We start from the raw sequence: 25928 nt of genomic DNA, 5'->3' as shown, positions 1-25928 counted from the left end.
TCAGCGTCGTCCTGGCGAAAGCCAGGACCCATTACCCCGGCTGCTTGTTGCTGCAGGACGCTGGGGCCACGATCCCGCCTAAAGTACATTTGGTGATTATGGGTCCTGGCTTTCGCCAGGACGACGGGCGTGGAGAGGCCGCGGGCAAAAATCCATCACCGTCATCCCTGAACCTCGCTGATTTCCCTCACGAAACCGTGTGGCCAGCGCCGTAACAAAGCGTCCCCTCGCCCGTATTTTGAAGCGTCGGAGCCGCCCGTCCTGATTGGCCGATGCCGGCTCCCGCTCTAGACTGGCCCCAATTGCGATCCCACGAGGAACCCATGCCCAAAAGCTCCCTCAGCCGCCTCTCGCTGTGCGCCGCCGCGATCGGCGCGCTGGCCGTCACAGCTTTTGCCGTTGCGCCCTCGCTTGCCGCCGAGGACGCCGTGATCATCCCGCCGCCGGCCGCGAGCGCGCCGGAATCCGGCATCAAGACCGCGGTGCTGGCCGGCGGCTGCTTCTGGGGTGTGCAGGGCGTATTCCAGCACACCGCCGGCATCGTCAGCGCGGTGTCCGGCTACTCCGGCGGCAGCAAGGCGAACGCCGATTACGAGAAAGTCTCGACCGGCACGACCGGCCATGCGGAATCGGTCGAGATCAAGTACGACCCGCAGAAGATCTCCTACGGCAAGATCCTGCAGATCTTCTTCTCCGTCGTGCACGACCCGACCCAGCTGAACCGCCAGGGCCCGGATTCCGGCACGCAATATCGCTCGGCGATCTTCACCACCAGCGACGAGCAGAAGAAGGTGGCGGACGCCTATATCGCCCAGCTCAACGCCGCCAAGGTCTACAAGAAGCCGATCGTCACCAAGGTCGGCGCGCTGGAGGCGTTCTATCCGGCCGAGGCCTACCACCAGGACTATCTGACGCTGCACCCGAACCAGCCCTATATTGCGTATAACGACATCCCGAAGGTCGAGAACCTGAAGAAGATCTTCGCGGAGAACTACATCGAGAAGCCGACGCTGGTGGGCAGCACCAAGGTCACCAACTGAGCATCTCGCAAAGGAGGTTGAATGTCCGATACCAAGACCGACGGCAAGGTCCGCAAGAGTGAGACCGAGTGGCGCAAGGAATTGACGCCGATCCAGTACGCCGTGCTGCGCGAGAAAGCGACCGAGCGGCCCTTCACCGGCGAATACGAGCATGATCCCCGCAAGGGCACCTATGTCTGCGCCGGCTGCGGGCAGACGCTGTTCGAGTCCGACCAGAAGTTCGATTCCGGCTGCGGCTGGCCGAGCTTCTCCAAGCCCGCGATCGAGAGCCATGTCGACGAGGAGCGCGACATGAGCCACGGCATGATCCGCACCGAGGTGCTGTGCTCGAAATGCGACGGCCATCTCGGCCACGTCTTCAACGACGGCCCCGGCCCGACCGGCCTGCGCTACTGCATCAACTCGGCGGCGCTGAAGCTCAACGAGAAGAAGTAACGCCGCCCCACCACGCCGCGCCCCACGCGACCAACAGGCCGGTCGCGTGGGGCTTTGTTTTGGCTCCGGCCCCCCGGCAACATCCTCGTGATTGGCTGACGGCCTTAACGACTCGCAGGCCGGAATGTGCTTTGCTCGGTTTTCGCGGGGCCGTAGGCGTCTCGCCGTGCGGCTGCCGCCCGTTCTGAGGAGGGCGCCATGTCGCTTGGACTGATCCTCATCATCCTTCTGCTGATTATCCTGCTGGGCGGCTACAGCGGCCGAATTCGCGGCTACGGCTATGGCCTCGGCCACTCCGGAATGGGCCTTTTCGGGGTGATTTTGATCGTGGTCGCGATCCTGGCCTGGCTCGACAAGATTTGAGCACCATAAACTATTGAAACAAAAGGACTTATCTGGCCGGACCCCGTGCTATGCGCGGATTCAGCATGTGCCCTGTCGGGGGCGCTTCTGGGGTCGCATTTTTGTCAAAGAGGCCTATATTAGGGGTCGAAATGACGTGTACGGCGCGCCGCCGATAATAGGCCGCCGTCCCCCAAAATCCCTTTCGCAACGCCAACTGACAAGAACACAAGAGGTCGTCGACCATGCGTCCCCTGCGTCCGTTCAACTATAACACATCTGCCGAACTGTTCCCTGCCGCGATCCGCAAGAAGAAGCGGGCGGGTTTCGCCTACCGCCGTTTCGGCACCGCTGCCGAGGCCGTGCAGTTCGCGATGGAGCAGCTGCCGGCGGACTCGCTGAACGGCGCTTATCTCCAGGTCGAGGAAGCCCGTTTCGACCAGAACGGCATCCGCTCGCTCTATGAGAGCGAGGCCTTCCCGCTGCCGCGTCGTCCGCGCCCGGCCGCCAGCCAGACCGACGCCGACGCCGCATAAGCTTTCTGCCGTTCGCTCAACGAAAAGCCCTCGGATCGATCCGGGGGCTTTTGTTTTAGCGAGATGCGTTAAAGCATGATGAGTTGGGCTGAGCTTGCGACCGCAACGATGCTGCGCTCCCTCTCCCGCTTGCGGGGGAGGGCTGGGGTGGGGGCTCTCGCCGCGAGTCGCATCGCGGAGAGAGCCCCCACCCGCCGCGCTCAGGCGCGCAAGAGCGCTGCCGAGCGCGTCGGCCTCCCCCGCAAGCGGGAGAGGCGAAGCGGGTCTGCGGCTCGACTGCTTCAACCAAAAATTATCATACTCTAGAACCGCGGCTGCTTGTCGAGCCAGCGCCGCAGCATCCGCACATTGCGGATATTGGCGCGGAACATCACGTCGAAGGCATCGCCCGCCACCGGCACCATGCCGATCACGCCGTCGACGGCGACGTTGGCGAGCATCCGCGCGGTGATGTGCCAGGGCGCGCCCAGCAAGCGGGCCTCACGCACCAGCCACAGCGAGATCGCGGTGGTGATGATATCGCCCACCACGGGGATCAGGCCGATCAGCCCATCGATGCCGTAGCGCACATTGGTGCCCGGCACGATGAAGGCGACGTCGAGCAGCTTTGCGATCGTCTCCAGCCGCTGCAGCCGCTGCTCGCGGGTCAGATCGCCGAACGGATTGGCGGTGGAGTTGCGGAAGTCGAACCGGAAGCCTTCCGGAAAGGCTCCCTGAAAACCTTGGAACTGCGGATGCAGCGGGCCATCGGCGAGCTCGCGCCCGTCCTGGTCGATGACCTTGCCGCGCGCCTGCGCGCCGCCAAAAGGCGGCCGCGATCGGGCGGCGTTGGGCGTGAAGATGTCGTCCTCGGGCATGGCCATCACATGGTAACGCAGGCAGGCGGTTCAAGTTGCGTCACATTACCACTGTGTCACCTTCAAGCCTGTTACCTCAACGCTCTGCCGTGCTCGCGTTCAGTAGACGCCCTTGTTCATGGTTCTGAGTCGCTGCGCCAGCGTCCGCATGACCTTCAGGGCAAAATGCGGCGTCTGGCTCACGAGGAAGAGAAACTGCTTTTCCGAGACCGGGACGAGCTCGACATCCGTGAGCGCCGTGGCTGTCGCGCTCCTCGGCTCGTTGTCGATCAACGCCATCTCGCCAAAGATCGTGTCGGGCGCGAGGTCCGCCATGGTCTTGTTGCCGACCTGAATGCGCACATAGCCGCTCTTGATCACGAAGAGCTCGTTGGCCTGCTCGCCCTCGCGAAAGATCACGCCGCCGGCCCGGACCAGGCGCGTTTCGATACTGTTGCCCGTCAGAAGGCTGAAGCTTGCATCTGCCACTCGAAATTCCTTTCCCCGAATCCGGACGCAGATCCCGTACGTCCCGGTCGTCTGCAGCGACGGCTGAAATAAATGCGCGAACACGGAATAGAGCAGGCCCGAGATCGGCATCGCCGCTGCCCCGGACGGCCGCGGGTCGCGAGGACGACGCGGGCATGACATTGGGACTACGTTTGCGTGACGATGATATGACAGTTGTATGAAGGTAGCCGGACCTCCGGCGTCTCGCGCGCTGATACGATTACTGCAAGGGGCGATCTATTCCGCGCCGTGCGTTGAGCGCGGCCCTTGTCCGATCGCGACGTGCTCATTTCGCGGTTGGGTCAGAAGTCGCCGAACGCGACTTCTGCTTTTCCCTTGGTACTGAGCACCTGCCCTAATGCTGCGAAGCCGGCTGCGCCGGCGCGTGCAGCTCTTCGGCATATTTGTGCGCCAGCCAGGACGTGATCACGCCCGGGATGAAGCCGACCATTCCGTACAGGATGAACTGGACCGCGCCGCTTTCGGAGCCGTGCGAGGCGTAGGTCAGCGCTGCGCCGACGAACGCCACCGCGCCGACGACCAGCATCCGCACCACCGGCGCGATCCGCCTCACATGCATCAGGATGTCGTCGATCGCACCGAACATCAGCGACGGCACGATGCCGAACAGATAATTGTATTGCAGCGACTTCACGAACACGACGAGCAGCTTGGTCACCTCGCCGCCGCTGGTCTCGGTCCAGTAGCCGGACTGATAGGTGGTCATGAGCAGCAGCAGGAAGCCGCCGATGAACGGCCCGATGGCTGCGAAGATCAGATAGCGTTTCATGGCGTGCCCTTGCCCGACGTCAGCCAAGTGTAACGCGGTCGCGCGACGGTTCTAGGGAAAAATCGAAAGCTGCGGCGATGTTCCGGAGTTCTGCGCGTCGAACGCGCTGCAACAGCCGCTGATCTTGCTGCGATACGGAATCGCCCGGACGAAGCCGGGCGATGACATTGCTGGCAACCGAGGCAAGAGCTAAGGCCGCTACTCACCCCACGCGGCGAATGCCTCGTTGAAGGCCCGCTCGCCGGGGGCGCCCTTTTCGATCGCGATGATGGCGCGGCGCTGGTTGGTGTAGACCAGCGGCACGTCGAACCACGAGCGCTCCTTCAAGAGCTGCAGGTTGCGCGAGCGGTCGGCGTCGACATTGGAGAGGCCGACCAGGAAGAAGCCGTCGGTGACCTTGACCGCGAGCCCGGCCAGCGGCGTGCCGCGCGCCTGCTCGTTCGACTTCATCAGGATGCCCGGCACGTTGCCGACGCCGCCATTGGCGAAGTCCTGCGGCAGGATGAAGGTCAATTCCGCGGTGTGGCTCGCCGGCAGCGATGAATCGGTGTTGCGGCGGAACGACATCGTCATCTTGAACTTGCGATCGGGGATGTCGATGTCGGCGCGCACGGCGATGTCGGGCTTCTGGTTGCCCGATCCCTTGACCTGCTCGGTGCGCCAGACCACCGAACCGACATACTGCTTGCCCTTCGGATCCGACGGATCCTCGTCATACAGCACCACGCGTTGCGCCACCGGGGCGACCGTCTCGCCCGACGAGGGCTGGCCGACGCGGTCGGTGATCTTCTTGCTCGCAGGCGTCGACGCGGCATCCTTCGGCGCCTCGACCGGGGCCGAGGATTTGAGCAGGCTGCTGACAAGGGTCATGGCCTGCTGCCGGAACAGGATGCCGGTGCCGACCAGGATCAGCAGGATGCCGATCACGATCGCGGTCTTGAACGGGAACATCGACCCGACGCGCGGCGGCTTCTTCGGCTCGCGCTCGCCGTTGCCGGCCCGCGACCGCTGCGGCGGCGGACCCTGCGGCGGCTGCGGGGTGTAACGCTCGGCCTCCTCGATCGACTCGTCGTAGGAATACGGCGCCTCGGGATCGCCGCCGCGATTCTCCAGGCTCGGCTCGAGCCGGTCGAATTCCGGCGAGGGCGACGGCACGTTGGCGTAGGTCTTGCGCGCGTTGCGGCTGGCTTGCGCCGCGGCACGGCCGAGATCGTCGGCATCGGCGGTGATGTCGCGGAAGCCGCGCACGCCCGGCGCGGCGGGCGGCACCGGCGGCGCGCCTTCCGGACCGCGGCGGGGCGGGCCCGGCCGGGCCGGCGGCGCCTGGGTCTCGGGACCGGGCGGGTTCTGCGGCCGCGGCGGGGCCGGCGGCGGCGCGTCGGGGCGCAAATTGCGCGGCGGACGGGGGTCGGCCGGAGGCCGCGGGCGCGCGGCAGTGTCGGCGGGGCTGGCCTCGGGCGGCCGGGCATTGGCGCGGCTGCCGCGGGCAGCGGCCGCGCCGCCGGGGCGCGAGGCCTCGCGGGCGCGCTGCGCGGCCTCGGACTCGACCTTGCGAACGGCCTCTTCCAGCGACAGCCGTTCGCGGGTGATCTCGGATTCGGAGAGCGGCGGCTGCACGCCGCGAAGCTGCTGGATCAACGCCGTTCGCGCCCGCGCATACAGCGCACGGCGGGCTTCGCCGGGGGCGTTGGGGTCCAATCCGGCGATGGCGCGGGCGATCAGCGGGTAGTAGTCAGCCATTTCCACACAATTGGAGGGATATAGGTAATATCCCGTTAAGCCTCGAACGGATTCTGTACCAGAATAGTATCTTCACGCTCCGGGCTGGTGGACAGCAGGGCGATCGGACACCCCACCAGTTCCTCGACCCGGCGAACGTACTTGATGGCCTGGGCCGGCAGGTCCGCCCAGGACCGCGCATTGGCCGTCGGCTGCTTCCAGCCCTCGATGATCTCATAGATCGGCTCGACCCGGGCCTGCGCGCCCTCACCCGCCGGCAGATGGTCGATTTCCTTGCCGTCGAGCTTGTAGCCGATGCAGACCTTGATGCTGTCGAACCCGTCGAGAATATCGAGCTTGGTCAGCGCCAGCCCGGCAATTCCGCAGGTGCGGACAGTCTGTCGCACCAGCATGGCATCGAACCAGCCGACCCGGCGCTTGCGCCCGGTATTGACGCCGAATTCCTTGCCGCGACGGCCGATTTCCTCGCCGATCTCGTCGTTCAGCTCGGTCGGGAACGGACCCTGGCCGACCCGGGTGGTGTAGGCCTTGCAGATGCCCAGCACATAGCCGACCGCGCCCGGGCCGAGGCCGGTGCCGGTCGCGGCCTGCGCCGCCACCGTGTTGGACGACGTGACATAGGGATAGGTGCCGTGGTCGACGTCGAGCAGCGCGCCCTGCGCGCCCTCGAACAGGATGCGCTTGCCCTCGCGGCGCTTGAGGTCCAGCAGCCGCCACACCGTCTCGGCATAGGGCAACAGCTTCGGCGCCATCGCCGACAGCTCGCTCAGGATGCTCTTGCCGTCGATCTCCGCGAGGTTGAGGCCGCGGCGCAGCGCATTGTGATGCGCCAGCAGGCGTTCGATCTTGTGCGGCAGGGTGTCGAGGTCGGCGAGGTCCATCAGGCGGATGGCTCTCCGGCCGACCTTGTCCTCATAGGCCGGGCCGATGCCGCGGCGGGTGGTGCCGATCGAGGTGATGGCGTTGGATGATTCGCGCAGGGCGTCGAGCTCGCGATGCAGCGGCAGGATCAGCGTGACGTTCTCGGCGATCCGCAGATTGTCCGGTCCGACCGCAACGCCCTGCCCCTTCAGCTTGGCGACTTCGTCGAGGAAGGCCTGCGGATCGAACACCACGCCATTGCCGATCACCGCGAGCTTGTTCGGGCGCAGCACGCCGGAGGGCAGCAGCGCCAGCTTGTAGGTCTCGCCATTGATCACGAGCGTATGGCCGGCATTGTGGCCGCCCTGGAAGCGCACGACGATGTCGGCCTGTTCCGACAGCCAGTCGACGATCTTGCCCTTCCCTTCGTCACCCCATTGGGCGCCGACGACGACAACATTGGCCATTGCGAAGATGTTCCCTTCAGGTGTTTCAGACCATGATCGCGGCGAAAACGCGTCCGCCCACAGCGACCTGCATTGATATGCCCAGCCCAAATCGCGGCGCCCGGCCGCGCACACGCAAGGCGCCTACCGGATAAAGGAAGCGGCTCGGCTGCGCAAGCAAGAAGGGGCCCGTTTACGCCTTTTAGACGAGCTACAACCCTTTGATATCCCCATTAAATTCCATGCGGCGCCCGGCCGCGCCGGGCTGGCTGGAATTTAATGTTACGGCAATGTGACGCCGGACGTGCTGCGGATTGATCGCAGCTCTTATTACGGCGATCATTCACCTAGATTAACCGGCAGGGTCCATGCCCAATTCGACACAAGCGACGATGGCGCTGCGCAAGCTCGGCATTGCCTTCAAGCTTCACACCTATGTCTACGATTCCAGCGCCGAGAGCATCGGGCTGCAGGCGGCTGAGGCGCTCGGCGTCGACCCGAACCGCATGCTCAAGACGCTGATGGCGGAGGTCGACGGCAAGCCGGTCTGCGCCGTGGTGCCGTCCGACTGCGAGGTCAGCATGAAGAAGCTTGCCGCCGCCCTCGGCGGTAAGTCGGCCAAGATGATGCGCCCGGCCGATGCCGAGCGGCTGACCGGCTATCATGTCGGCGGCATCAGCCCGTTCGGCCAGAAGAAGAAGGTCCCGACCGCGATCGACGAGACCGCCCTCACCCACGTCACGGTCTTCGTCAATGGCGGCCAGCGCGGCCTGCAGATCGAGATCGATCCGAACGACGCCGCGCTCGCCGCCGGCGCCATGATGAAGGCGCTGGTGGCGACGCAGGACCGATCCGAAGACTGATCGCCGCGATCAATGCGAGGATTTGTCCCTCATGAACTCCGCGCCGACGAAGTCGGACAGACCGGATAATTCCTCCGCCGTAATATCGTTGACGTTGAGTCGCAGCTGCATGATCGCGAGGTCGAGCAGATGCGCGGCGAAGCTTGCGCCGGCCGCCCTCACGATGCTGCGCTGCTCGATCAGGACAGCGATGACGTCGCGCAAACTGCGCACTTGCACTTGATCCATGGCCCTTTGCCCGGCGCTGGCCGTTGTTAGCTGAGTTGTCATTGGGATACCGATTGTAGTGTGCTGATGGACGCCGCACCCACGGCTGGGATGTACGGCAGATGCTCGGCTTCCTCGCCGAGATGCGGGATGCGGGGGCGCGTCTCGCGGACTTCGATGTCGATGGTCATCGGCGGCGGAATCAGCGTCACCGAGGCTTTCGGCCACGGCGCCGGATTCGGGCTGACGCCGGTGAAGCGATAGGCCGCGGCGATCTCGAGCGCGAGCAGTTGCAGCTCGAGCATCGCAACCCCCATCCCGGCGCAGGCGCGCGGACCGGCGCCGAACGGGATGTAGGCGTCGGTGTTGTAGCGCCGCGTCATCAGGAAGCGGTCCGGATCCTCGAAATGCCTGGGATCGCGCTGCAGCTGCCAGGGGCAGATCAACAGCGAAGTGCCGACCTTGAGATCGCGCCCGCCGATCGTCACCGGCTGCATCACCTCGCGCGAGAACCACCAGGCGCTGGGGTAGAGCCGGCAGACCTCCTTGACCAGCGTCGCGCTCAGATTGGCGCGCTTCACCGCGTCGAGCCGCAGTTCGCCGTCGTCGCCGAGGCACTCCGCCGCCTCGTCGGCAATCTCGTCCATCAGGGCGGGATCGGCAGCCATCTGGTAGAACATCCACGCCGCAGTCGAACCTGTGGTGTGATGGCCGGCCAGCAGCAATGTCAGGATCTCGTCCTCGAGATCGCGATCGGTCAGGCCGAGCGCCTCGAGATCGCGCAGCGCGCTGCTCGAGCCCGCCTTGCGGCGCAGGCGCTGCACCACCGTCGACATCGCAAGCTTGGCACAGACCCGGTTCTTGCGCCGCCGATACCAGGCCACCGGACCGAACGGCAACGCGCGGAACATCTCTTCCGCCAGATCGTCCTCGATCGCGCCCACCGCCTGAACCAGGGCTTCCTCGTCGCCGGACGACATCACCTGGGAGCCGAAGATCGCGACGCAGATCGTCCGCAGCGCCAGCATTGCGGTGACATGATGCGGATCGAACGATCCGAGCCGCGCCAGGCTGGCGCCGACCGCGCGGATCTCGGCGCACATATGCGGCAGGAATTTCTCGACGCTGCCCTTGGCCATGTGCTTCTGCAGCACCGCCCGCCGCCGCTTGTGCTCCTCGCCGCTCAGCATCAGCGAGCTGCGGCCGAGCACCGGCGAAAGCTTCTTGATCAGCTTGCCCTTTCCGATGTCGGTCTCCGGCGCCTTCAGGATCGGGCGCAGCAGATCCGGATCGTTCACCAGGAAGACCGGCGCAGGACCGAGCCGCAGCGGCACCAGCCCCAGCGCGGACTCGTTGCCGCGCGTCAACAGCAGACGCAGCGGATCACGCTGGAATGCTCGAACGTCCGAGAACATGTGAGGCATCGTGGATCTCCAATTGCCGTCCAAGGTCGAGGAATTTGGTCAGGCCGGGATTGTCGGCGAGACCGAGCGGGATTTCTCCGGCGAGCGCCGTCAGCGGGCGGCCCATGCGATCATTGCCGATCACCTGCGGCGGGCCGTAGCGGCGGGTGCGGATGTCCATGCGGGTGAGAAAACGCTCATAGGAGAGGTCGGCCAGCGCCACCAGCGCCTTCGCTCCGCGCAGCTCCGCGAAACGGAACATCAGCGCATAGGTCACGCGTGCGGTCTGCGACCTCGCGACATCAGGCAGCACGCCGAAACGGCTGATCTCCCAGGCATCGCGACGGCTCGGAAAGCGGCGCACCGCAAGCTGCGGGAAGACCGACGCGGTGAGGTAGGGATAATCGGTGCGGATTGCCCGGAAGCCGCCGACGAGCTCGACGCCGGAGAACAACAGGCAGTGCTCGGTATACCAGCAGTCGAACTGATCGCGTTCGGCATCCCCGACCGTGGTCAGAAGCCAGCCGCAATGGTCGACGAACAGGCGTTTGCGCAGCCGCAACATCGCCCCGACATGCGCCGGATCAAGCTCTTCCCTGGTGATGAGTGCATGATAGCCGTCCAATAAATGCGGCATTATCCCTTCCTCCAAATGCAGAACATCTGGAACGAAAGGGGTTAACTGTGGTACCCCCGGAAACCGGGGGTTTTAGTAATGGGCCTGGTAGACGCGATTTCGACCATCGAGGCGTCGGATACCATCGACGAGCTCAGCTCGTCATTGCATCGCGTTGTCCAGAATTACGGCTTCTCGGGCTTTGCCTTTGTCGATGCCGGCCGGCCCGACCTCGATCTGCCCTACCATATCGGCACATTTCCCGACGCCTGGAAGCGGGCGTATGTGCAGAACGAATTCGTTCATGCCGATCCGGCGCTGGCGCGGTCGCGACGCACCAACACGCCGTTCAGCTGGAGCAGCCTGAAGCTGCCGGAGCGAAGCGGACGCAAGCGACCGCCCGAGGTCAAGACGATGGACGCCGCCCGGGAGTTCGGATTCAAGGACGGCTTCGTCGTGCCGTTCCACTATCGCGACCGGCTCGGCGCCGTGCATTCGAGCTCGACGGTGTTCTTCTGGGAAGACGAGCCGCGCGACTTCGACAAGCTGTTCGTCTGCCATCGCCATGAACTGCATCTGTTGATGATCTACTGGGTGCAGCGGGCGATGGATATCGTCAACCGCGACCAGCGCAACGCGCCGACCATCCTCAAACCCGCGGACGCCGCCGAGACCATCAAGCTCACCGGGCGGGAGAAGGAAGTGATCGCCTGGGCGGCGCGCGGCAAGACCGTGGCCGACACCGCGCAGATCCTCGGCATTTCGCCGGAGACGGTGGAAGGCTTCATCAAGCAGGCGCTGCGCAAGCTCGAGGCTTCCAACAAGACCCACGGGGTGGCCAAGAGCATCGCGCTCGGGATCATCGATTTGTGAGCGGCGCCGCGCAGCCGTGGCGGTGCTCGCGGGGCTGCCGCCATGCCAACCGCATCGCCCTGCCACGACCAGACACCGCGATCTGTGGCGCGGTCACACATCCGGGTTGGGTTCATCCCCCCGGTCGCCCCCTGATTGCATTCGCGCACGGTCTTGATAATAAGGCCAGGGGCCGGATGACGCTGATGTGCGCATCCCAGACCAGGGTGCGCACTCCGGTGCCCGTCCGGCGCGACTGCCCGGCTCGCTTAGAGGCGCGGATCATCCTGCACGTTGCCCGGTACGGCGGGACCCGTTGTCCAGCCGCATGATCCGTAGAAGTCCCATCGCGACGAACCGCTGGTTCATTTGCTACCAATCTTCGCAGCGGAAATGCTGTCCACGGACCGAGCTGGAGATGGTCTGAACGCACCATGAGCACATCGCAGGACGACCAGATCGACCAATTGGTGCAGGCGCGCTGGCGCGCCATCGGGCTGTCGCAGGCGGATCTCGCCGAGATCCTGTGCGCCGGGGCCTCCCTGCAAAAGAACGGCGTGGACGGCACGGTGAAGATCGATACCGGTCGCCTGGCTACCGTCGCCGAGATGCTCGGAATCGCCGCCGACATCCTCAATCGCCGGCCGGCCACGGCAGCGCCGACACAAGCCGGCCAGACGGCGGAATCGCTGCAGTCCCTGCTCGAACTGCGCATGCTGCGGGTGTTTCGCGACGTGCAGGACCCCGACACCAAGCGGATCCTGATCGAGCTCGCCGAGCAGATCGTCAAGCGCCAGACCACGCCGCCGGAGACTGGCTAGGGCGGGATAAGTCTTGGTTGAATCGGCTTGGCGCGATCTCGGTTCACCTCTCCCCGTTGGGGAGAGGTCGGATTGCGAAGCAATCCGGGTGAGGGTTCTTGCTCTCTCGATAGAGCGTAACCCCTCACCCGATTTGCTGCGCAAATCGACCTCTCCCAAGGGAGAGGTGAGCTTCCGATGCCGCCAACCTTGTCTCATCAGGCCTTAGAGGCGCACGCCGGCCCGAGCAAAATGCCGTCGGGTCTCCGAGAAGGCCGTCTTCGCGCATGGTCGGGATGCGTCTGTCCCCATTGATGGAATGACGAAATCCGTGTCTGTGATCCGAGCCGGGGAGATCCATACCGGCCCGGCGGTGCCAGCCGGGCAGGCCGCGGCGTCGTGAACCCGGGCCCTCTTCATGTCTGCCTCCGATTCCACCACATCAACGCCTGCGGCCGGCTCCTGGATCGCCAACCAGCCCTATCTGCTGCTCTGCATCACCGCGACATGCTGGGCCGGCAATGCGATCGTCGGCCGCCTCGCCGCCGGCCACATTCCGCCGGTGACGCTGTCGTTCCTGCGCTGGTCGGCGGCATTCCTGATCATCCTGCCGTTTGCCTGGAAGCACCTCGTCCGCGACTGGCCCGTGATCCGCAACAATCTCGGCATCATGGTGCTGATGTCGATCACCGGCATCAGCGCCTTCAACACGCTGCAATACTGGGCGCTCGAGCACACCCAGGCGCTCAACACGCTGCTGCTGCAATCCGCGGCACCGCTGGTGGTCGCGCTGTGGTCGCTGATCCTGCTCGGCGCACGGCTGACGCTGGCACAATTGTTCGGCGTGCTGCTGTCGCTCGCCGGCGTGCTGGTGATCCTGCTGCACGGCGATCTCACGACGCTGTCGAGGATCGAATTCAACAAGGGCGATCTGATCTTCATCGTCGCACTGGTGATCTTCGCGCTGTATTCGGTGCTGACCCTGAAGCGGCCCAACATCCACGGCCTGTCGGTCGCCGCCTTCACCTTCGGCTGCGGCGCGCTGGTCCTGATCCCGCTCTACATCTGGGAACTCGGCGCGCGTCCGGTGATGCAGCTCACGATCAACAATCTGCTGTCGCTGTTCTATGTCGCGGTGTTCCCCTCGACACTGGCCTATCTGTGCTTCAACCGCGGTGTGCAGCTGATCGGCGCCAACCGCGCCGCGCCGTTCTTCCACATGGTTCCGGTGTTCGGTACCATCATGTCGATCGTGTTCATCGGCGAGCATCCGCAGGCCTTCCATTTCATCGGCTTCGCGCTGGTGCTGGCCGGCGTCTTCGCGGCGTCGCGGAAGCAGAGCGCGTAATTCTCCTCTCCCTCCCCCTTGCGGGTAGGGCAATCGCATATGGCAGTTTGAGGCGATCAGAGTTCCCACAAACTTGTCATGCCCGGGCTTGTCCCGGGCATCCACGTCTTCGTTTCCACGCGAAGAAAAGACGTGGATGGCCGGGACAAGCCCGGCCATGACGGCGCGTAAGAATCTGTTCATTCCAAATGCGATTGCCCTGCCGCACGCGGGGAGAGGGTCAGGGTGAGGGGCTCGCTGCGCGAGGACGGCGAGAGACGAATTCGCGGAGACTCCCCCTCACCCGGATCGCATCTTCGATGCGATCCGACCTCTAAGAGCGAGCTTCGCTCGTCTCGACCCCGCAAGCGGGGCGAGGTAAGGAAAGCCCGCGGTGACTATCGGCGGCAAATCCGCTATCTCCTAGGGTCTGCTTCGCAGACGGGTTTTACGCATGGCGCGCGCCAGCAATCTCTTGATCGGCACCCTGACGCTGGCCCTGATCGCCGGCTCGCTCGGCGGCTGGCTGGGCTATCAGCGCTATGCCGGCATCAAGCGGATGGTGCCGTTCCGCGTCATCTTCGAGGGCTCGGCCTCCGGCCTGCGCCGCGGCGCAAGCGTCAACTTCGCCGGCGTGCGGATCGGCGAGGTGGTCTCGATCAGGCTCGACCGGCACCGCGTGGTGGCGATGACGCGGATCGAAGGCAACGCCCCGATCAGGAAGGACACCCAGGCCGGCCTCGAATTCCAGGGCCTGACCGGGATCGCCTCGATCTCCTTCACCGGCGGCACCGACGATGCTCCGCCGCCGACGCTCGGTGCCGACGGCATTCCCGAGCTGACGGCCGACGCCGAAGGCACGATGGGGATCCAGGAGAAGCTGCGGGTCGCGCTGCGCAATGTCGACCGCGTCATCAGCGAGAACGAGGCCGACATCAAGGACTCGCTGCTCGGGCTCGAGAACTTCACCAACTCGCTGTCCGGCAACGGCGAGCTGATCGCCGGCTTCATCGACGCCGCCGATGACGGGATCAGCGCGGTCGACGCCAAGATGACCGCGGCCGACAAGTTCCTGAAGAGCTTCGGCAGCGACAAATATGGCGGCGAGCTGCTGCCGACCGTGATCTCGCTGCGCGAGCTGATCCAGAGCTTCGACAAGAAATCCGGCGCCATGATCGCCGAGACCCGCAAGACGCTCAGCGACGTCAACCAGTCCGTCAACAAGTTCAACGAGAAATTTGTCGGGCCCGCCGGCAGGCGCTAGATCATGATGCGATTCCATGGAATCGCATCATGATCTCATCTCTTTGTTTGAGCATGATCTTTTCGGAAAACCGGTATCCACTTTTCCGGATCATGCTCTAGTCTGACCTTCCGACCAAGAACCAAGAACAACGGAAACGCTCAACGTGCACGACCGGACCGCAGCCCCCTCTCCGCCCCCAGCAACCGTCAACCGCGCAGCGCCTGCCGTGCCGCGGCATCTGCGGCGCTATCTCACGCTCGACGATTTCGAGCCGCAGGCGCGGCGGCTGCTGCCGAAATTCCTTTACGGCTACATTTCGGGCGGCGCCGAGACCGATATGGCCCGCACCGACAATCGCCGGGCGTTCGAGGAATACGGCTTCGTGCCGCGGGTGCTGCAGGACGTCTCCGGCCGCGACCAGACCACGACGCTGTTCGGCAAGAGCTACGCCTCGCCGTTCGGCATTCCGCCGATGGGCTCCTCTGCCCTGTGCGCCTATCGCGGCGATATCGTGCTGACGCGCGCCGCTTCCGCCGCCAACATCCCGATGATCCTGTCGGCGTCCTCGCTGATCACGCTGGAGGACGTTCGCGCCGCCAATCCTTCGGCCTGGTACCAGGCCTATCTCGCCGGCCTTCCCGAGCGGATCGAGCCGCTGGTCGATCGCGTCGCCGCCGCCGGCTACGACACCTTCGTCGTCACCGCCGACGTGCCGGTGCCGCCCAACCGCGAGAACAACATCCGCAACGGCTTCCAGGTGCCGCTTGAGATCACGCCGCGGGTGTTCTGGGACACCATCACCCATCCCGACTGGCTGCTCAACACCTGGGCGCGCACCGTGTTCAATCACGGCATGCCGCATTTCGAGAACATGGACGCCAAGCAGGGCCCGCCGGTGCTGTCCAAGAACCTGATGCGCAACATCGGCAGCCGCGACCAGCTGGCCTGGAAGCATGTCGAGCTGATCCGCAAGCGCTGGCGCGGCAAGCTCGTGGTCAAGGGGCTGATCGCGCCGGAAGATGCCCGGCTGGCGCGCGAGCATGGCTGCGACGGCGTCATGGTCTCCAACCATGGCGGCCGTCAGCTCGACTACACCGTCTCCGGCTTGCGCACGCTGCCGGAGATCGCGGCGCAGAAGGGCAACATGACCGTGATGGTCGATGGCGGCATCCGCCGCGGCACCGACGTGATCAAGGCGCTGGCGCTCGGCGCGGACTTCGTCTGGGTCGGCCGGCCGTTCCTCTATGCCGCCGTGGTCGCCGGCGAGGCCGGCGTGGCGCGCGCGATCTCGCTCCTGCATGCCGAGATCGACCGCGATCTCGCGCTGCTCGGCATCCGCAGCCTGAAGGAAATCACTCCGGACCTGGTGCGGAAGTTCTGAGACGATTGCATCCGCAACGGGACTACGTCCCCTCTCCCGCTTGCGGGCAGGGCAATCGCATATGGCCGTTTGAGGAAATCGGAGTTCCCACAAACTCGTCATGCCCGGGCTTGTCCCGGCCATGACGGCGCGGACGAATCGGTTCATTCCATATGCGATTGCCCTGCCCGCAAGCGGGAGAGGTAAGAAACCATTACGCGTAGCGCGCCGCGCCCATACACAGCGCGGTGACCGCGAGCAGCCCGGCGGCGATGCGCTGGGCAACCGCAAGGCGCGAGCGCGCGGCTGACGTATCGCCCGTGCTGCTGCACAGCTGCCGGACCGCGCCGCCGCCGACGATGATCTGCACGGCGATCGCGGCCAGCGCTGCGATCGCGCCACCGGCCAAAATCTGCTCCGATAGCCCGAACGAGCCTTCGTGCACCAGGCGCCAGAGCGTGGCGCCGGTCACGATCGCGACCGTCGCGGCGCCGATTTGCGGAAACAGCAGCTTTTCGCCGCCGAGGCCGCCGGTGCGCGCCAGGGTGAAGCTCGAGCCGGCCCAAAACACCGATGACAGGACGTGAAGGGACAGCGCTATGATGAGGGCGGTCTGCATGATGTCGCTCCAAACGGGCATTGAAATTAGATATACATAATGTATAGTCAATCTGACGAAAGCAAGGCAAACCGATGCCGCCGCGCAGCTATGTGAGCCCGGCGCGCAGCGCCGCCGCCGCCGAGACCCGCGAGCGCGTGATCGAGGCCGCCTCGCGCACATTGCGCGACGAGAGCATCGCGCGCTTCTCGCTGGATACGGTGGCGAAGGCGGCCGGCGTGACCCGGCTGACCGTCTACAACCAGTTCGGCTCGCGGCGCGGGCTGCTCGAGGCGGTGTTCGACGAGATCGCGCGCCATGGCGGGCTGCAGCAGCTCGCCGACGCCATGACGATGGCCGATCCGCGCGCCGCGCTCGACCGGATGGTCGAGATCTTCTGCGGATTCTGGAGCCGGGATTCCGCGGTCGGCCGCCTGCACGACGCGATGGCGACCGATCCCGAATTCGCCGAGGCCGTGCGCGAGCGCAACGAGCGCCGCCGCCGCGGCGTCACCGCACTGATCGACCGGATCGCGGGCAAGCGCGCGTCACCGCAGGCCCGCAAGGACGCCGTCGACCTGATCTTCGCGCTGACGAGCTATCCGACCTTCGCCTCGCTGAGTGCGGGGCGGTCGGGAGATGAGGTCTGCCGAGTGGTGCAGGCGGCCTGCCATGCGGCGTTGGCCCCGCTCTCACTCTCAAACCCGTCATCCTGAGGAGCCGCGTAGCGGCGTCTCGAAGGATGAATCGGCCCCAGTCGTGCCGTCGACCCTTCGAGACGCGCTTCGCGCTCCTCAGGGTGACGGTGATAGAATGCGCGGCCCGACGGCGAAGTCGCGCTCTCAACCACCTCACCCCACCTTGAACTTGCTGTAGGCCTCGCGCGTCGCGATGATGACGTGCTCTTCGCAGCCGTTGCGGCGTTGCGGGTCGCAGCGGCCTTCGTAGTCGGCCGAGGTCATCATGTCGATGAAGGCGGCGACGCTCGGGTAGTAGACCAGCGCGAGGTAATCCCAGCGCTGGCCGGCCGGCTCGCCCAGCGCGACAGTCTCGGCGCTGCCGGTCCACAGCAGCGTGCCGCCGCGTGCCTTGATCATCGGGACCGTGAGCGCGCTGTAGCGCAAATAGGCATCCCAGCCCGAGCCGTCGCCGTCGAGCGACCGCGCGCGAAACCGCATCAGATTGACCATCACGACCGGCGCCTCGCGGTCCAGCTCGTTCAGGCCTTTGACGTTCAAGAGATCGACACCCATCACCCGCTCCCGCCCAAGGCACATCGGTCTGGCCGCAACGATTATGTCACATCGCGGGACTAGCCTGAAATACCGCCGGGCCGTAAGCTCAGGCCAGCTCTCGGAGGTCAAGGCCGTGATGACCCTTCCAGAACTAGCGGCCGACGCGCTCGGCAAATTCCTCGGCGAGTACATGCAGCGCCGGTTCGGCTCTTCGCAGACCCAGCTGGTCGAAATGGTGCCCTCGATCGCGCGGATCGCGCTCGAATGCATCGGCAACAGCGACGCGCTCTATCACAATGTCGAGCACACCATGCTGGTGACGCTGGCCGGCCACGACATCCTGCGCGGCCGCGCGCTGCACTCGCACATGAGCGCCGAGGATTATGCCCATGTCATCATCGCCTGCCTCACCCATGACATCGGCTATGTGCGCGGGCTGTTCGAGGCCGACGGTCAGGATGGCTATCTGGTCGATGCCGACGGTCGCAAGATCATCCTGCCGCGCGGCTCATCGGATGCCGCGCTGATGTCCCACCACGTCGACCGCTCCAAGATCTTCGTGATGGAGCGGCTCAAGGGCGTCACCCTGCTCGACAAGGAGCGCATTGTGCGTGCCATCGAAGGCACCCGCTTTCCGCTCAGCGCCCCTGACGACGATGAGGACTTCGGCGAGGAGGCCACCTTGCTGCGGGCCGCCGACCTGATCGGCCAGCTCGGCGATCCCCACTACATCCGCAAGGCCAACGCGCTGTATGTCGAATTCGAGGAGGCCGGACTGAACCGCCAGCTCGGCTACGATTCGCCGGCCGATCTCGTCGACCGCTATCCGCGGTTCTACTGGGACAGCGTCGCGCCGCACGTGCAGAAGGCGATCCGCTACCTCAACATCACCTCCAGCGGACGGCAATGGATCGCCAATCTCTACAGCAACGTGTTCCGCGCCGAGCGCGACATCTCGCTGTCGGGGCCGCAGAAATAGGCGGGGCGCTAAGAACTATCCCCGTCATCCTGAGGTGCGAGCGAAGCGAGCCTCGAAGGATGAATCGGCCACAGTAGGGCCGCGCATCCTTCGAGACGCGCTCCGCGCTCCTCAGAGCCTGCTTTAAAAAGAAAGTTGAGTGATTTCAGCCCGTTGTGATTCCTTCGTGTTTGCGAAGACTCGAGGGAGCACAACATGTGTTGGACCGAAATCACCCGACAACAATATCGACGCGACGGACTTCGTTATGCAAGCGACATGACGGATGCGGAGTGGGAACTGATCGAGCCGTTGATGCCTGCGCAATGCCGGCGCGGCCGTCCGCGCGAGATCAGCCTGCGCGTGATCATGAATGCAATTCTCTACATTGGAGCCAGCGGCTGCCAATGGCGCGCGCTGCCAAAGGACTTCCCACCATGCTCGACGGTTCAGTACTATTTTTACAAATGGCGCGGTTCTGGATTGTGGCGCAGGGTCAATGATGCCCTGGTCCGACGCATGCGCGAACGGCAAGGACGCAACCCCACTCCAACGGCTGGGATCATCGACAGCCAGAGCGTGAAGACCGCGGAAAATGGCGGTCCAAGCGGGTTTGACATGGCCAAGCGGGTCAAGGGGCGCAAGCGTCATATCGTCACCGACACCGAGGGCTCCTTGCTGGCTGTGCAGGTGCATCCCGCCAACCTTCAAGACAATCACGGTGCAGTCCCGCTGTTGCGGCTCATCGGCCGCCTGTTCCCCAACCTGCGCCACATCTTCGCCGATCGCGTCTACCGTGGCCCTAAGCTGCTCGATGCCATCGCTGATTTGGGCCAATGGACGATTGAAATCGTCACCCGCTCGCAGAGCGTTGGAACGTTCAAGGCCGAGCCTCGACGTTGGGTCGTCGAGCGTACCTTTGCCTGGTTCGGCCGCAATCGACGACTTGCCAAAGACTTCGAGGCAACCATCGCCAGCGCGGAGGCTTGGGTTCTCATTGCAAGCATCCGCCTGCTCTCCCGCCGATTGGCCAGAGCATGAGATCTCAATGACTTGTTTTGAGTCAGACTCTCAGGATGACGGAATTAAGCTTTCGTCGCGCTGCGGATGACGACACGGGGCGCATGGCTCCAATCCGCTCTTTCGTCTTGTCGCGGCGGCGGATTCGGGCACAACATCCGCCCAATAATGACCGCTTTGCCCGCACCTGCCACGACGCCACGCCGCTCGCCGCTCAGCTGGCTCAATAATCAGCCCTATCTGCTGCTCAGCCTGACGTCGCTGTTCTGGGCCGCCAACATCGTGCTGGCGCGGCATGTCGGCAGCCATGTGCCGCCGGTCACGCTGACCACGATCCGCTGGTTCGGCGTGTTCCTGATCCTGTTGCCGTTCGCCTGGCCGCACCTGAAGCAGGACTGGCCGAAGCTGCGCAGCGCCCTGCCGCTGATGCTGCTGTTGTCCGCGGTCGGCTTCGCCTTCAACAATGCGATCTCCTACTGGGCGATGCAGTACACCGAGGCGCTGAATGCGCTGCTGATCCAGTCGGCGGGGCCGCTGTTCGTGGCGCTGTGGTCGCTGATCCTGTTCGGCGTGCGGCTGACGCCGGCGCAGCTGGCCGGCATCGCGATCTCGCTGGCCGGTGTGCTGACCATCATCCTGCGCGGTGACTTCTCCGCGCTCGCCAGCATCAGCTTCAACCGGGGCGACATCATGTTCGGCGCCTCGCTGGTGTCGTTCGGACTCTATTCGGCGCTGATCCCGCGGCGGCCGAAAATCCATCAGCTCTCGCTGATCTCATTCACCACCTGCTGCGGTGCGCTGATGCTGCTGCCGGTGGCTATCTGGGAATTCTTAAACGGCGTGACGCTGAAGCTCGACGTCCTGACCTTTGCCACGCTAGGCTACACGCTGATCTTCCCGTCCACGCTCGCCTATCTGTTCTTCAACCGCGGCGTCGCGCTGATCGGCCCGAACCGCGCCGCGCCGTTCTTCCATCTGGTGCCGGTGTTCGGCTCGGCGATGGCGATCCTGCTGCTCGGCGAGACGCTCGCGCCGTTCCATCTGATCGGCTACGCGCTGGTGCTCGCCGGCGTCATCATCGCCTCGCGGCAAGCATCCGCCAAAGGTTCGGCGAAGCGCTAGAGCATGATCCGAAAAAGTGTGTAGCGGTTTTCCGAAAAGATCATGCTCAAGACAAAAAGATAGAGCGGGATGATGATTCGAAGATAAAGTCATCCCGCGCTGGCTGACGCCGAGGAGGTCGCTAACCTACCTTGCGCAAGCCGGCGGACTTGTGCGGCGAATGTGACTTTGCCGCCAGCGTTTCCGTGATGAAGTCGATGAACCGCCGCACCTTGGCCGGCACGTGGTTACGCGAGGCGTAATAGACGTAGAGCGGAAAACGCTCGTCGGGCCAGTCCGGAAACAGCTCGATCAGCGCGCCGCTCCTCAGATGATCGTCGAGGCCGAGATCGATCACCTGCGCGATGCCGAAGCCGGCCAGGCAAGCGCCGAGCTTGGTTCCCGAATCGGTCACGGTCAGCCGCCCGTTGACCGCGACCGGCACGACCTCGCCGCCACGCCGAAACTCCCAGTCGAAGGGACGCCCGGTCGCCGCGTCGATTGCATGGATGCACTGATGGTCGCGGCTTGCCAGCTCCCGCGGATCAAGCGGCCGGCCGTGTCGTTCGAGATAGATCGGCGAGGCCACGGTGAGCACGCGCGTATCGAGTACGCGGCGCGCAATCAGCGCCGACGGCGTCGGCTCGCCGAAACGCACCGCCAGATCAAAACCGTCGCTGACCAGATCCGCGATCCGGTCGCGGGTCTCGATACGCAGCTCCATGCCCGGATTCTGCAGCAGGAACTCGCTCAGCTTCGGCGACAGCACCATGCGGGAGAACAGCGGGTCGACATTGACCCGCAGCCTGCCGCGAACCGCATCGCGCGATTTCGCGGTCTCCGCCGCCGCCTCGCCGATCCCCGCCAGATGCGCGGCAACCCGCTCATACAGCGCGCGTCCTTCCTCGGTGAACTCGACGGCGCGGCTCGTGCGGTGAACCAGCCTGGCATCGAGGCGCGCCTCGAGCTTCGCGATCGCCTTGCTGACCCCGGATTGCGTCATGCCGAGCCGTTCGGCGGCCCGGCCAAAACTGCGCGCATCCGCCAGCGCCGCGAGGACCACCAGGCCGCCAACCAGCCGACCGTCAACTTCGTCCATGCCGATGCCTTTCAGTCATCCAAGAGATGACCGCCCAGTCGTAGCACTCCGCCAAGATATCGGCCACTGTCGGCGCAGATCACGGGTTCGATCCGGTGAGGCCACCGCCACATCATCCGCCAGGAGATTTTGCAATGAGCGACATCCAGGCCATCGCGTCCGCGATCGATGGATATTTCAACCTGATGTACGACGTCGACGATAGCCGGTTCCGCGACGTCTTCGCCGATGCCTGCATCGTGCACGGCATCCGGGACGGCAAGCACACGGTGCGGTCGGCCGCGGAATTCCGCGACTTCATCTGCAGCCGTCCCTCGCCGGCGTCGATGAAATCGCCGCGCGAGGAGGCCATCATCAGCATCGACCAGACCGCGTCCGATCTGGCCATCGCCAAGGTGCGCGTCAGGGCCGGCCAAACCGGCTTCATCGACCATCTGGTGTTTCACCGGATCGACGGCAGGTGGCTCATCACCACCAAGGCGTTTCACGTCGCGCAGGTCTTCCCGGCGGGATCGTAGCATCGCCCCACGATCGGTTTTCTGAATATCGGAAGATGGCACTGATTTGCCCGACGTGTCAAGTTGGCTGGTCGGGCGCCGGCCGCCCCCGGCTCCTTTGCATGGGGTTGTTTTCGATATTTTGGCAGCGCGCCCCTGCGACGGCCCGGGAGTGGCCATGCGGCGAAAGGCTGCTCCCGGCACGGCTTCCGCAGCCATGGCGGCCGGGCTAGCTTCGGCCGCCATGGGCCTGTTCAGGGCCTGCGCGGGGGACGGCGACATGATCATGGGATTGAGACGATACTGCTGCCTGGCGGCCGCAGCCGCCGCCGCGCTTGCGGCGATATCCGGGGCGGCACTTGCCCAGACCTATCCCACCCGCAACATCACGCTGGTGCTGCCGTTCGCCGCCGGCAGCGGCACCGACACGACGACGCGGCTGATCTCCAAGGAGCTCGGCGTTGCGCTCGGCGTCGGCATGGTGATCGACAACCGGGCCGGCGCCAACGGCTCGATCGCGGCGAACTATGTCGCCCGCTCCGCCCCCGACGGCTACACGCTGTTCGTCACCACGAACACGACGCACTCGGCCAATCCGTATCTGCTCAAGACCATGACCTACGATCCGATCAAGGATTTCACGCCGATCGCGCGCACCGGCGACCTGCCCTTCATGCTGGTGATCCATCCGGACATCCCGGCGAACTCGGTCGCCGAGCTGATCGCGCTCGCCAAGAAGGAGCCGGGCAAGTACAGCTACGCCAGCGGCTCGTCGTCGGCGAGCGTCTCCGGCGCGACCTTCGCGCGCCTCGCCGGCATCGACCTGCTGCATGTGCCCTACAAGAGCTCACCGCCGGCACTGACCGACGTCATCGCCGGCCGCATCTCGATGATGTTCATCGACGTGCCGACCGGCCTGCCGCACGTCAACGCCAAGGTGCTGAAGCCGCTCGCCGTCACCACCAAGCGGAAGTCGGCGCTGCTGCCGGACCTGCCGACGATGGACGACACCGTGAAGGGCTTCGATATCACCTCCTGGCAGGGCTATCTCGGCCCCGCCAACATGCCGAAGGACGTCGTGGTCAGGCTGAATGCGGAGATCCGCAAGATCATCGAGCGGCCGGACATCAAGAGCCAGCTCGCCGAGCGCGGCATGGAGGCATTCTCCGGCACGCCCGAGGAGTTCGAGGCATTCCTCAAGGAGCAGCTCGTGCTGTGGGAGAAGCTGATCGCCGACGCCGGGATCGAGAAGCAGTAGGCGAATGTGAACGACGCCGGCTGGATATCCTCATGTTCGTCCGGCGGAGTCTGCCAAGTCCGTCATCCTGAGGAGGCCGCAACGCGGCCGTCTCGAAGGATCGACGGCCCCACTGGTGGCCGTGCATCCTTCGAGACGCGCGCAAGAGCGCGCTCCTCAGGATGACGGGGATGCGGAATCGTTGGTTGGCGTAGCGTCGCTAACCCACCCTACGCGGCTCGCTTACGCCGCGCGCACCTTCTGCAGGAACTCGTCGACCGCGTTGCGCAGCATGCCGGACTGGGTGTCGAGCTCGCGGGCATTCGACAGCACGTCGCCGGCCGCGGTGCCGGTGGCGGCGGCCGCTGACGTGACGCCGCCGATATGGGCGGAAATCTCGCTCGAGCCGGCCGCGACCTGCTGGATGTTGCGCGCGATCTCGCGCGTCGCATCGCCCTGCTGGTCGATCGCGGTCGAGATCGAGGCGGTGATCTCGCTCATCTGCGCGATGGTCGCGGTGATGCCGCCGATCGAGGTCACGGCCTCGCCGGTGGAAGCCTGCATCGCGGCGACCTGCGCCGAGATCTCCTCGGTCGCCTTGGCGGTCTGGTTGGCCAGCGCCTTCACTTCGGAGGCGACCACCGCGAAACCGCGGCCGGATTCGCCGGCGCGCGCCGCCTCGATGGTGGCGTTGAGCGCAAGCAGGTTGGTTTGGGCCGCGATCGAGTGGATCAGCTTGACAACCTCGCCGATCTTCTCGGCGCCGGTGGAGAGCGCCTGCACGGTCGCGTTGGTGCGCTCGGCATCGGCCACCGCCTGGCTCGCGACCTCGCTGGAACGCGCCACCTGGCGGGAGATCTCCGCAACCGAGCTGGAGAGCTCCTCGGCGGCCGCGGCGACGGTGCCGACATTGTTGGAGGCACTGTCGGATGCAGCGCCGACGGTCGCAGCCCGCGCGCTGGCGTCGCTTGCGGTCGCGGTCATCGACTGCGCCGTGGTCTGCATGCCTGCGGCGGCGGAGGCCACCGTGCGGACGATGCCGTTCACGCTGCGCTCGAAATCGTTGGCGATATTCTCCATCGCGCCACGGCGCTCGGCCTCCGCGCGCGCTTTGGTCTCGGCCTCGGCCTGTTCCAGGCCGCGGATGCGAACCGCGTTGTCCTTGAAGACCTGAACCGTCGCCGCCATCGCGCCGACCTCGTCACCGCGGCCGACACCGGGGATGTCACCGTCGAGCTTGCCGTCGGCGATGTCGCGCATGCGGGCGCCGAGCAGGTTGAGCGGACGGGAGATGCTGCGGCCGATCAGCCAGGCGACCGAACCGGAAACGATGCCGATGCCGAGGATCGCGAGGCCGAGCAGCCAGGCAATCGGCCGCATCTTGGCATCGATATCGTCGAGATAGGCGCCGGTGCCGAGATACATATCGAAGCCGGGGACCGCGACGGCGTAGCCGAGCTTGCGGATCGGGGTCTCCTGGCCGGGCTTCACATAATCGTAGAACAGCAGGATCTCGCCCTTGGCCTTCACGCCGTCCATCAGTTCCTGCGAGAGCTTGCGACCATTGGTCACGATGTCCATGCGATTGGTTCCGACCTGCTTCGGATCGGGCGCCAGCACCGTGATGCCGCTGTAGTCGGTGCCGAACAGATAGCCGGCGCCGTTGTCGTAGGTCAGGGTGTTGGCACGCTTGCCGAACTCGGCCAGTGCCGCTTCCCTGGTCAGCTTGCCCGCATCGACATCCTTCTTCAGCCCCGCCGCCATGTTCTTCGCCATCTCGACGATGGCCTTGGCCTGGTCGATGCGCGCAGTCAGCATCTCCCGCTGCATCAGGTGACCGGCGAGGATGCCGGCCGTACACAGGCCAAGGAGGGTCACCCCCACCAGAATGCCGAGCTTGGGGGTGATCTTCAAATTTGACAGCTTCACGGGGGTCTCCAGAAGAGGCGGGGAACGCGACGCGATTGGCGGAT

At 65.1% G+C, this 25928-nt stretch carries 28 protein-coding genes; 16 read left to right on the top strand and 12 right to left on the bottom strand.

Features of this window, described 5'->3' with window-relative positions; translation table 11 throughout:
- Positions 1–323: 323 nt before the first annotated feature.
- From msrA to JEY66_RS08235, 4 genes are all read left to right on the top strand, one after another.
- Entirely contained in the window at positions 324–1040 is a 717-nt protein-coding gene (gene msrA / locus JEY66_RS08250) for a peptide-methionine (S)-S-oxide reductase MsrA (protein WP_018273556.1), read from the top strand.
- Positions 1041–1061: 21 nt separating this feature from the next.
- Positions 1062–1475, top strand: a complete 414-nt coding sequence (gene msrB / locus JEY66_RS08245) for a peptide-methionine (R)-S-oxide reductase MsrB (RefSeq protein ID WP_016844324.1) — start codon at positions 1062–1064, stop codon at positions 1473–1475.
- A gap of 198 nt (positions 1476–1673) precedes the next feature.
- Positions 1674–1838, top strand: a complete 165-nt coding sequence (locus tag JEY66_RS08240; RefSeq protein ID WP_016844323.1) for a DUF3309 family protein — start codon at positions 1674–1676, stop codon at positions 1836–1838.
- Positions 1839–2062: 224 nt separating this feature from the next.
- On the top strand, positions 2063–2353 hold the full coding sequence (locus JEY66_RS08235; RefSeq protein ID WP_016844322.1) for a hypothetical protein: 291 nt from the start codon (positions 2063–2065) through the stop codon (positions 2351–2353).
- Positions 2354–2655: 302 nt separating this feature from the next.
- On the opposite strand, the gene JEY66_RS08230 is transcribed toward JEY66_RS08235, so the two are convergent.
- From JEY66_RS08230 to JEY66_RS08210, 5 genes are all read right to left on the bottom strand, one after another.
- Complete coding sequence (locus tag JEY66_RS08230) at positions 2656–3216, bottom strand: DUF4112 domain-containing protein (RefSeq protein WP_016844321.1); 561 nt, start codon at positions 3214–3216, stop codon at positions 2656–2658.
- A gap of 93 nt (positions 3217–3309) precedes the next feature.
- Positions 3310–3789 carry a Crp/Fnr family transcriptional regulator gene (locus JEY66_RS08225; protein WP_016844320.1) on the bottom strand — a complete coding sequence of 160 codons (480 nt, stop codon included), beginning with the start codon at positions 3787–3789 and terminating at the stop codon, positions 3310–3312.
- A 265-nt stretch (positions 3790–4054) separates the two neighbouring features.
- On the bottom strand, positions 4055–4489 hold the full coding sequence (locus JEY66_RS08220; protein ID WP_016844319.1) for a DUF5413 family protein: 435 nt from the start codon (positions 4487–4489) through the stop codon (positions 4055–4057).
- Positions 4490–4687: 198 nt separating this feature from the next.
- A complete protein-coding gene (locus JEY66_RS08215; RefSeq protein WP_018273559.1) occupies positions 4688–6229 on the bottom strand; it encodes a hypothetical protein in 1542 nt (513 codons plus the stop codon).
- A 35-nt stretch (positions 6230–6264) separates the two neighbouring features.
- Positions 6265–7557, bottom strand: coding sequence for an adenylosuccinate synthase (locus JEY66_RS08210; RefSeq protein ID WP_016842678.1), 1293 nt, complete (start codon positions 7555–7557; stop codon positions 6265–6267).
- A 347-nt stretch (positions 7558–7904) separates the two neighbouring features.
- On the opposite strand from JEY66_RS08210, the gene ybaK reads away from it, so the two are divergent.
- Complete coding sequence (gene ybaK / locus JEY66_RS08205) at positions 7905–8399, top strand: Cys-tRNA(Pro) deacylase (RefSeq protein ID WP_016842679.1); 495 nt, start codon at positions 7905–7907, stop codon at positions 8397–8399.
- 9 nt (positions 8400–8408) lie between these two features.
- Here ybaK and JEY66_RS08200 read toward each other — a convergent pair whose 3' ends face one another.
- The 3 genes from JEY66_RS08200 to JEY66_RS08190 are packed head-to-tail and all read right to left on the bottom strand — an operon-like array spanning position 8409 to position 10646.
- Positions 8409–8627 carry a hypothetical protein gene (locus tag JEY66_RS08200; RefSeq protein ID WP_016842680.1) on the bottom strand — a complete coding sequence of 73 codons (219 nt, stop codon included), beginning with the start codon at positions 8625–8627 and terminating at the stop codon, positions 8409–8411.
- Positions 8628–8665: 38 nt separating this feature from the next.
- Positions 8666–10030 (bottom strand): cytochrome P450, encoded by a 1365-nt coding sequence (locus JEY66_RS08195; RefSeq protein WP_240536836.1) that lies wholly within the window; start codon positions 10028–10030, stop codon positions 8666–8668.
- The gene (locus JEY66_RS08190; RefSeq protein ID WP_050999343.1) at positions 9990–10646 is read right to left on the bottom strand and encodes an acyl-homoserine-lactone synthase; all 657 of its coding nucleotides are present in this window, start codon (positions 10644–10646) and stop codon (positions 9990–9992) included. The genes JEY66_RS08195 and JEY66_RS08190 overlap by 41 nt, the downstream gene beginning before the upstream one ends.
- Positions 10647–10724: 78 nt before the next feature.
- Between JEY66_RS08190 and JEY66_RS08185 the strand changes: the two genes are divergently transcribed.
- From JEY66_RS08185 to JEY66_RS08165, 5 genes are all read left to right on the top strand, one after another.
- Positions 10725–11498, top strand: a complete 774-nt coding sequence (locus tag JEY66_RS08185) for a helix-turn-helix transcriptional regulator (protein ID WP_016842683.1) — start codon at positions 10725–10727, stop codon at positions 11496–11498.
- A 413-nt stretch (positions 11499–11911) separates the two neighbouring features.
- Positions 11912–12298, top strand: coding sequence for a hypothetical protein (locus tag JEY66_RS08180; protein ID WP_016842684.1), 387 nt, complete (start codon positions 11912–11914; stop codon positions 12296–12298).
- Between the two features lie 397 nt (positions 12299–12695).
- Positions 12696–13625, top strand: coding sequence for a DMT family transporter (locus JEY66_RS08175; RefSeq protein ID WP_016842685.1), 930 nt, complete (start codon positions 12696–12698; stop codon positions 13623–13625).
- Between the two features lie 433 nt (positions 13626–14058).
- Positions 14059–14868, top strand: a complete 810-nt coding sequence (locus JEY66_RS08170; RefSeq protein ID WP_016846244.1) for an MlaD family protein — start codon at positions 14059–14061, stop codon at positions 14866–14868.
- Between the two features lie 208 nt (positions 14869–15076).
- Complete coding sequence (locus JEY66_RS08165) at positions 15077–16231, top strand: alpha-hydroxy acid oxidase (protein ID WP_016846245.1); 1155 nt, start codon at positions 15077–15079, stop codon at positions 16229–16231.
- Positions 16232–16424: 193 nt separating this feature from the next.
- Here the strand turns inward: JEY66_RS08165 and JEY66_RS08160 are convergent, their stop codons facing one another.
- On the bottom strand, positions 16425–16829 hold the full coding sequence (locus JEY66_RS08160) for a hypothetical protein (protein WP_026193338.1): 405 nt from the start codon (positions 16827–16829) through the stop codon (positions 16425–16427).
- 74 nt (positions 16830–16903) lie between these two features.
- On the opposite strand from JEY66_RS08160, the gene JEY66_RS08155 reads away from it, so the two are divergent.
- Complete coding sequence (locus tag JEY66_RS08155; protein ID WP_018273562.1) at positions 16904–17524, top strand: TetR/AcrR family transcriptional regulator; 621 nt, start codon at positions 16904–16906, stop codon at positions 17522–17524.
- A gap of 135 nt (positions 17525–17659) precedes the next feature.
- Here the strand turns inward: JEY66_RS08155 and JEY66_RS08150 are convergent, their stop codons facing one another.
- Positions 17660–18061, bottom strand: a complete 402-nt coding sequence (locus JEY66_RS08150; protein ID WP_016846247.1) for a DUF1330 domain-containing protein — start codon at positions 18059–18061, stop codon at positions 17660–17662.
- A gap of 115 nt (positions 18062–18176) precedes the next feature.
- On the opposite strand from JEY66_RS08150, the gene JEY66_RS08145 reads away from it, so the two are divergent.
- The 3 genes from JEY66_RS08145 (at position 18177) to JEY66_RS08135 (ending at position 21143) form a co-directional block, all read left to right on the top strand.
- The gene (locus JEY66_RS08145) at positions 18177–19022 is read left to right on the top strand and encodes an HD domain-containing protein (RefSeq protein WP_026193339.1); all 846 of its coding nucleotides are present in this window, start codon (positions 18177–18179) and stop codon (positions 19020–19022) included.
- A 195-nt stretch (positions 19023–19217) separates the two neighbouring features.
- Positions 19218–20042 (top strand): IS5 family transposase, encoded by an 825-nt coding sequence (locus tag JEY66_RS08140; protein WP_026191947.1) that lies wholly within the window; start codon positions 19218–19220, stop codon positions 20040–20042.
- Between the two features lie 147 nt (positions 20043–20189).
- Positions 20190–21143: a DMT family transporter gene (locus tag JEY66_RS08135; RefSeq protein WP_018273564.1), complete on the top strand. Its 954-nt coding sequence runs from the start codon at positions 20190–20192 to the stop codon at positions 21141–21143.
- 121 nt (positions 21144–21264) lie between these two features.
- Here the strand turns inward: JEY66_RS08135 and JEY66_RS08130 are convergent, their stop codons facing one another.
- Positions 21265–22221 carry a LysR family transcriptional regulator gene (locus JEY66_RS08130; RefSeq protein ID WP_018273565.1) on the bottom strand — a complete coding sequence of 319 codons (957 nt, stop codon included), beginning with the start codon at positions 22219–22221 and terminating at the stop codon, positions 21265–21267.
- 134 nt (positions 22222–22355) lie between these two features.
- Between JEY66_RS08130 and JEY66_RS08125 the strand changes: the two genes are divergently transcribed.
- Entirely contained in the window at positions 22356–22739 is a 384-nt protein-coding gene (locus JEY66_RS08125; RefSeq protein WP_018273566.1) for a nuclear transport factor 2 family protein, read from the top strand.
- Between the two features lie 259 nt (positions 22740–22998).
- Positions 22999–23976, top strand: coding sequence for a Bug family tripartite tricarboxylate transporter substrate binding protein (locus JEY66_RS08120; RefSeq protein ID WP_026193342.1), 978 nt, complete (start codon positions 22999–23001; stop codon positions 23974–23976).
- 222 nt (positions 23977–24198) lie between these two features.
- On the opposite strand, the gene JEY66_RS08115 is transcribed toward JEY66_RS08120, so the two are convergent.
- Positions 24199–25884: a methyl-accepting chemotaxis protein gene (locus JEY66_RS08115; RefSeq protein ID WP_018273568.1), complete on the bottom strand. Its 1686-nt coding sequence runs from the start codon at positions 25882–25884 to the stop codon at positions 24199–24201.
- Positions 25885–25928: the final 44 nt, after the last annotated feature.

It is taken from the genome of Bradyrhizobium elkanii USDA 76 (genome assembly GCF_023278185.1).
GTDB lineage: Bacteria > Pseudomonadota > Alphaproteobacteria > Rhizobiales > Xanthobacteraceae > Bradyrhizobium > Bradyrhizobium elkanii.
The sequence above is the reverse complement of the archived record's forward strand: the minus strand, read 5'-3'. Positions and strand labels throughout refer to the sequence as shown.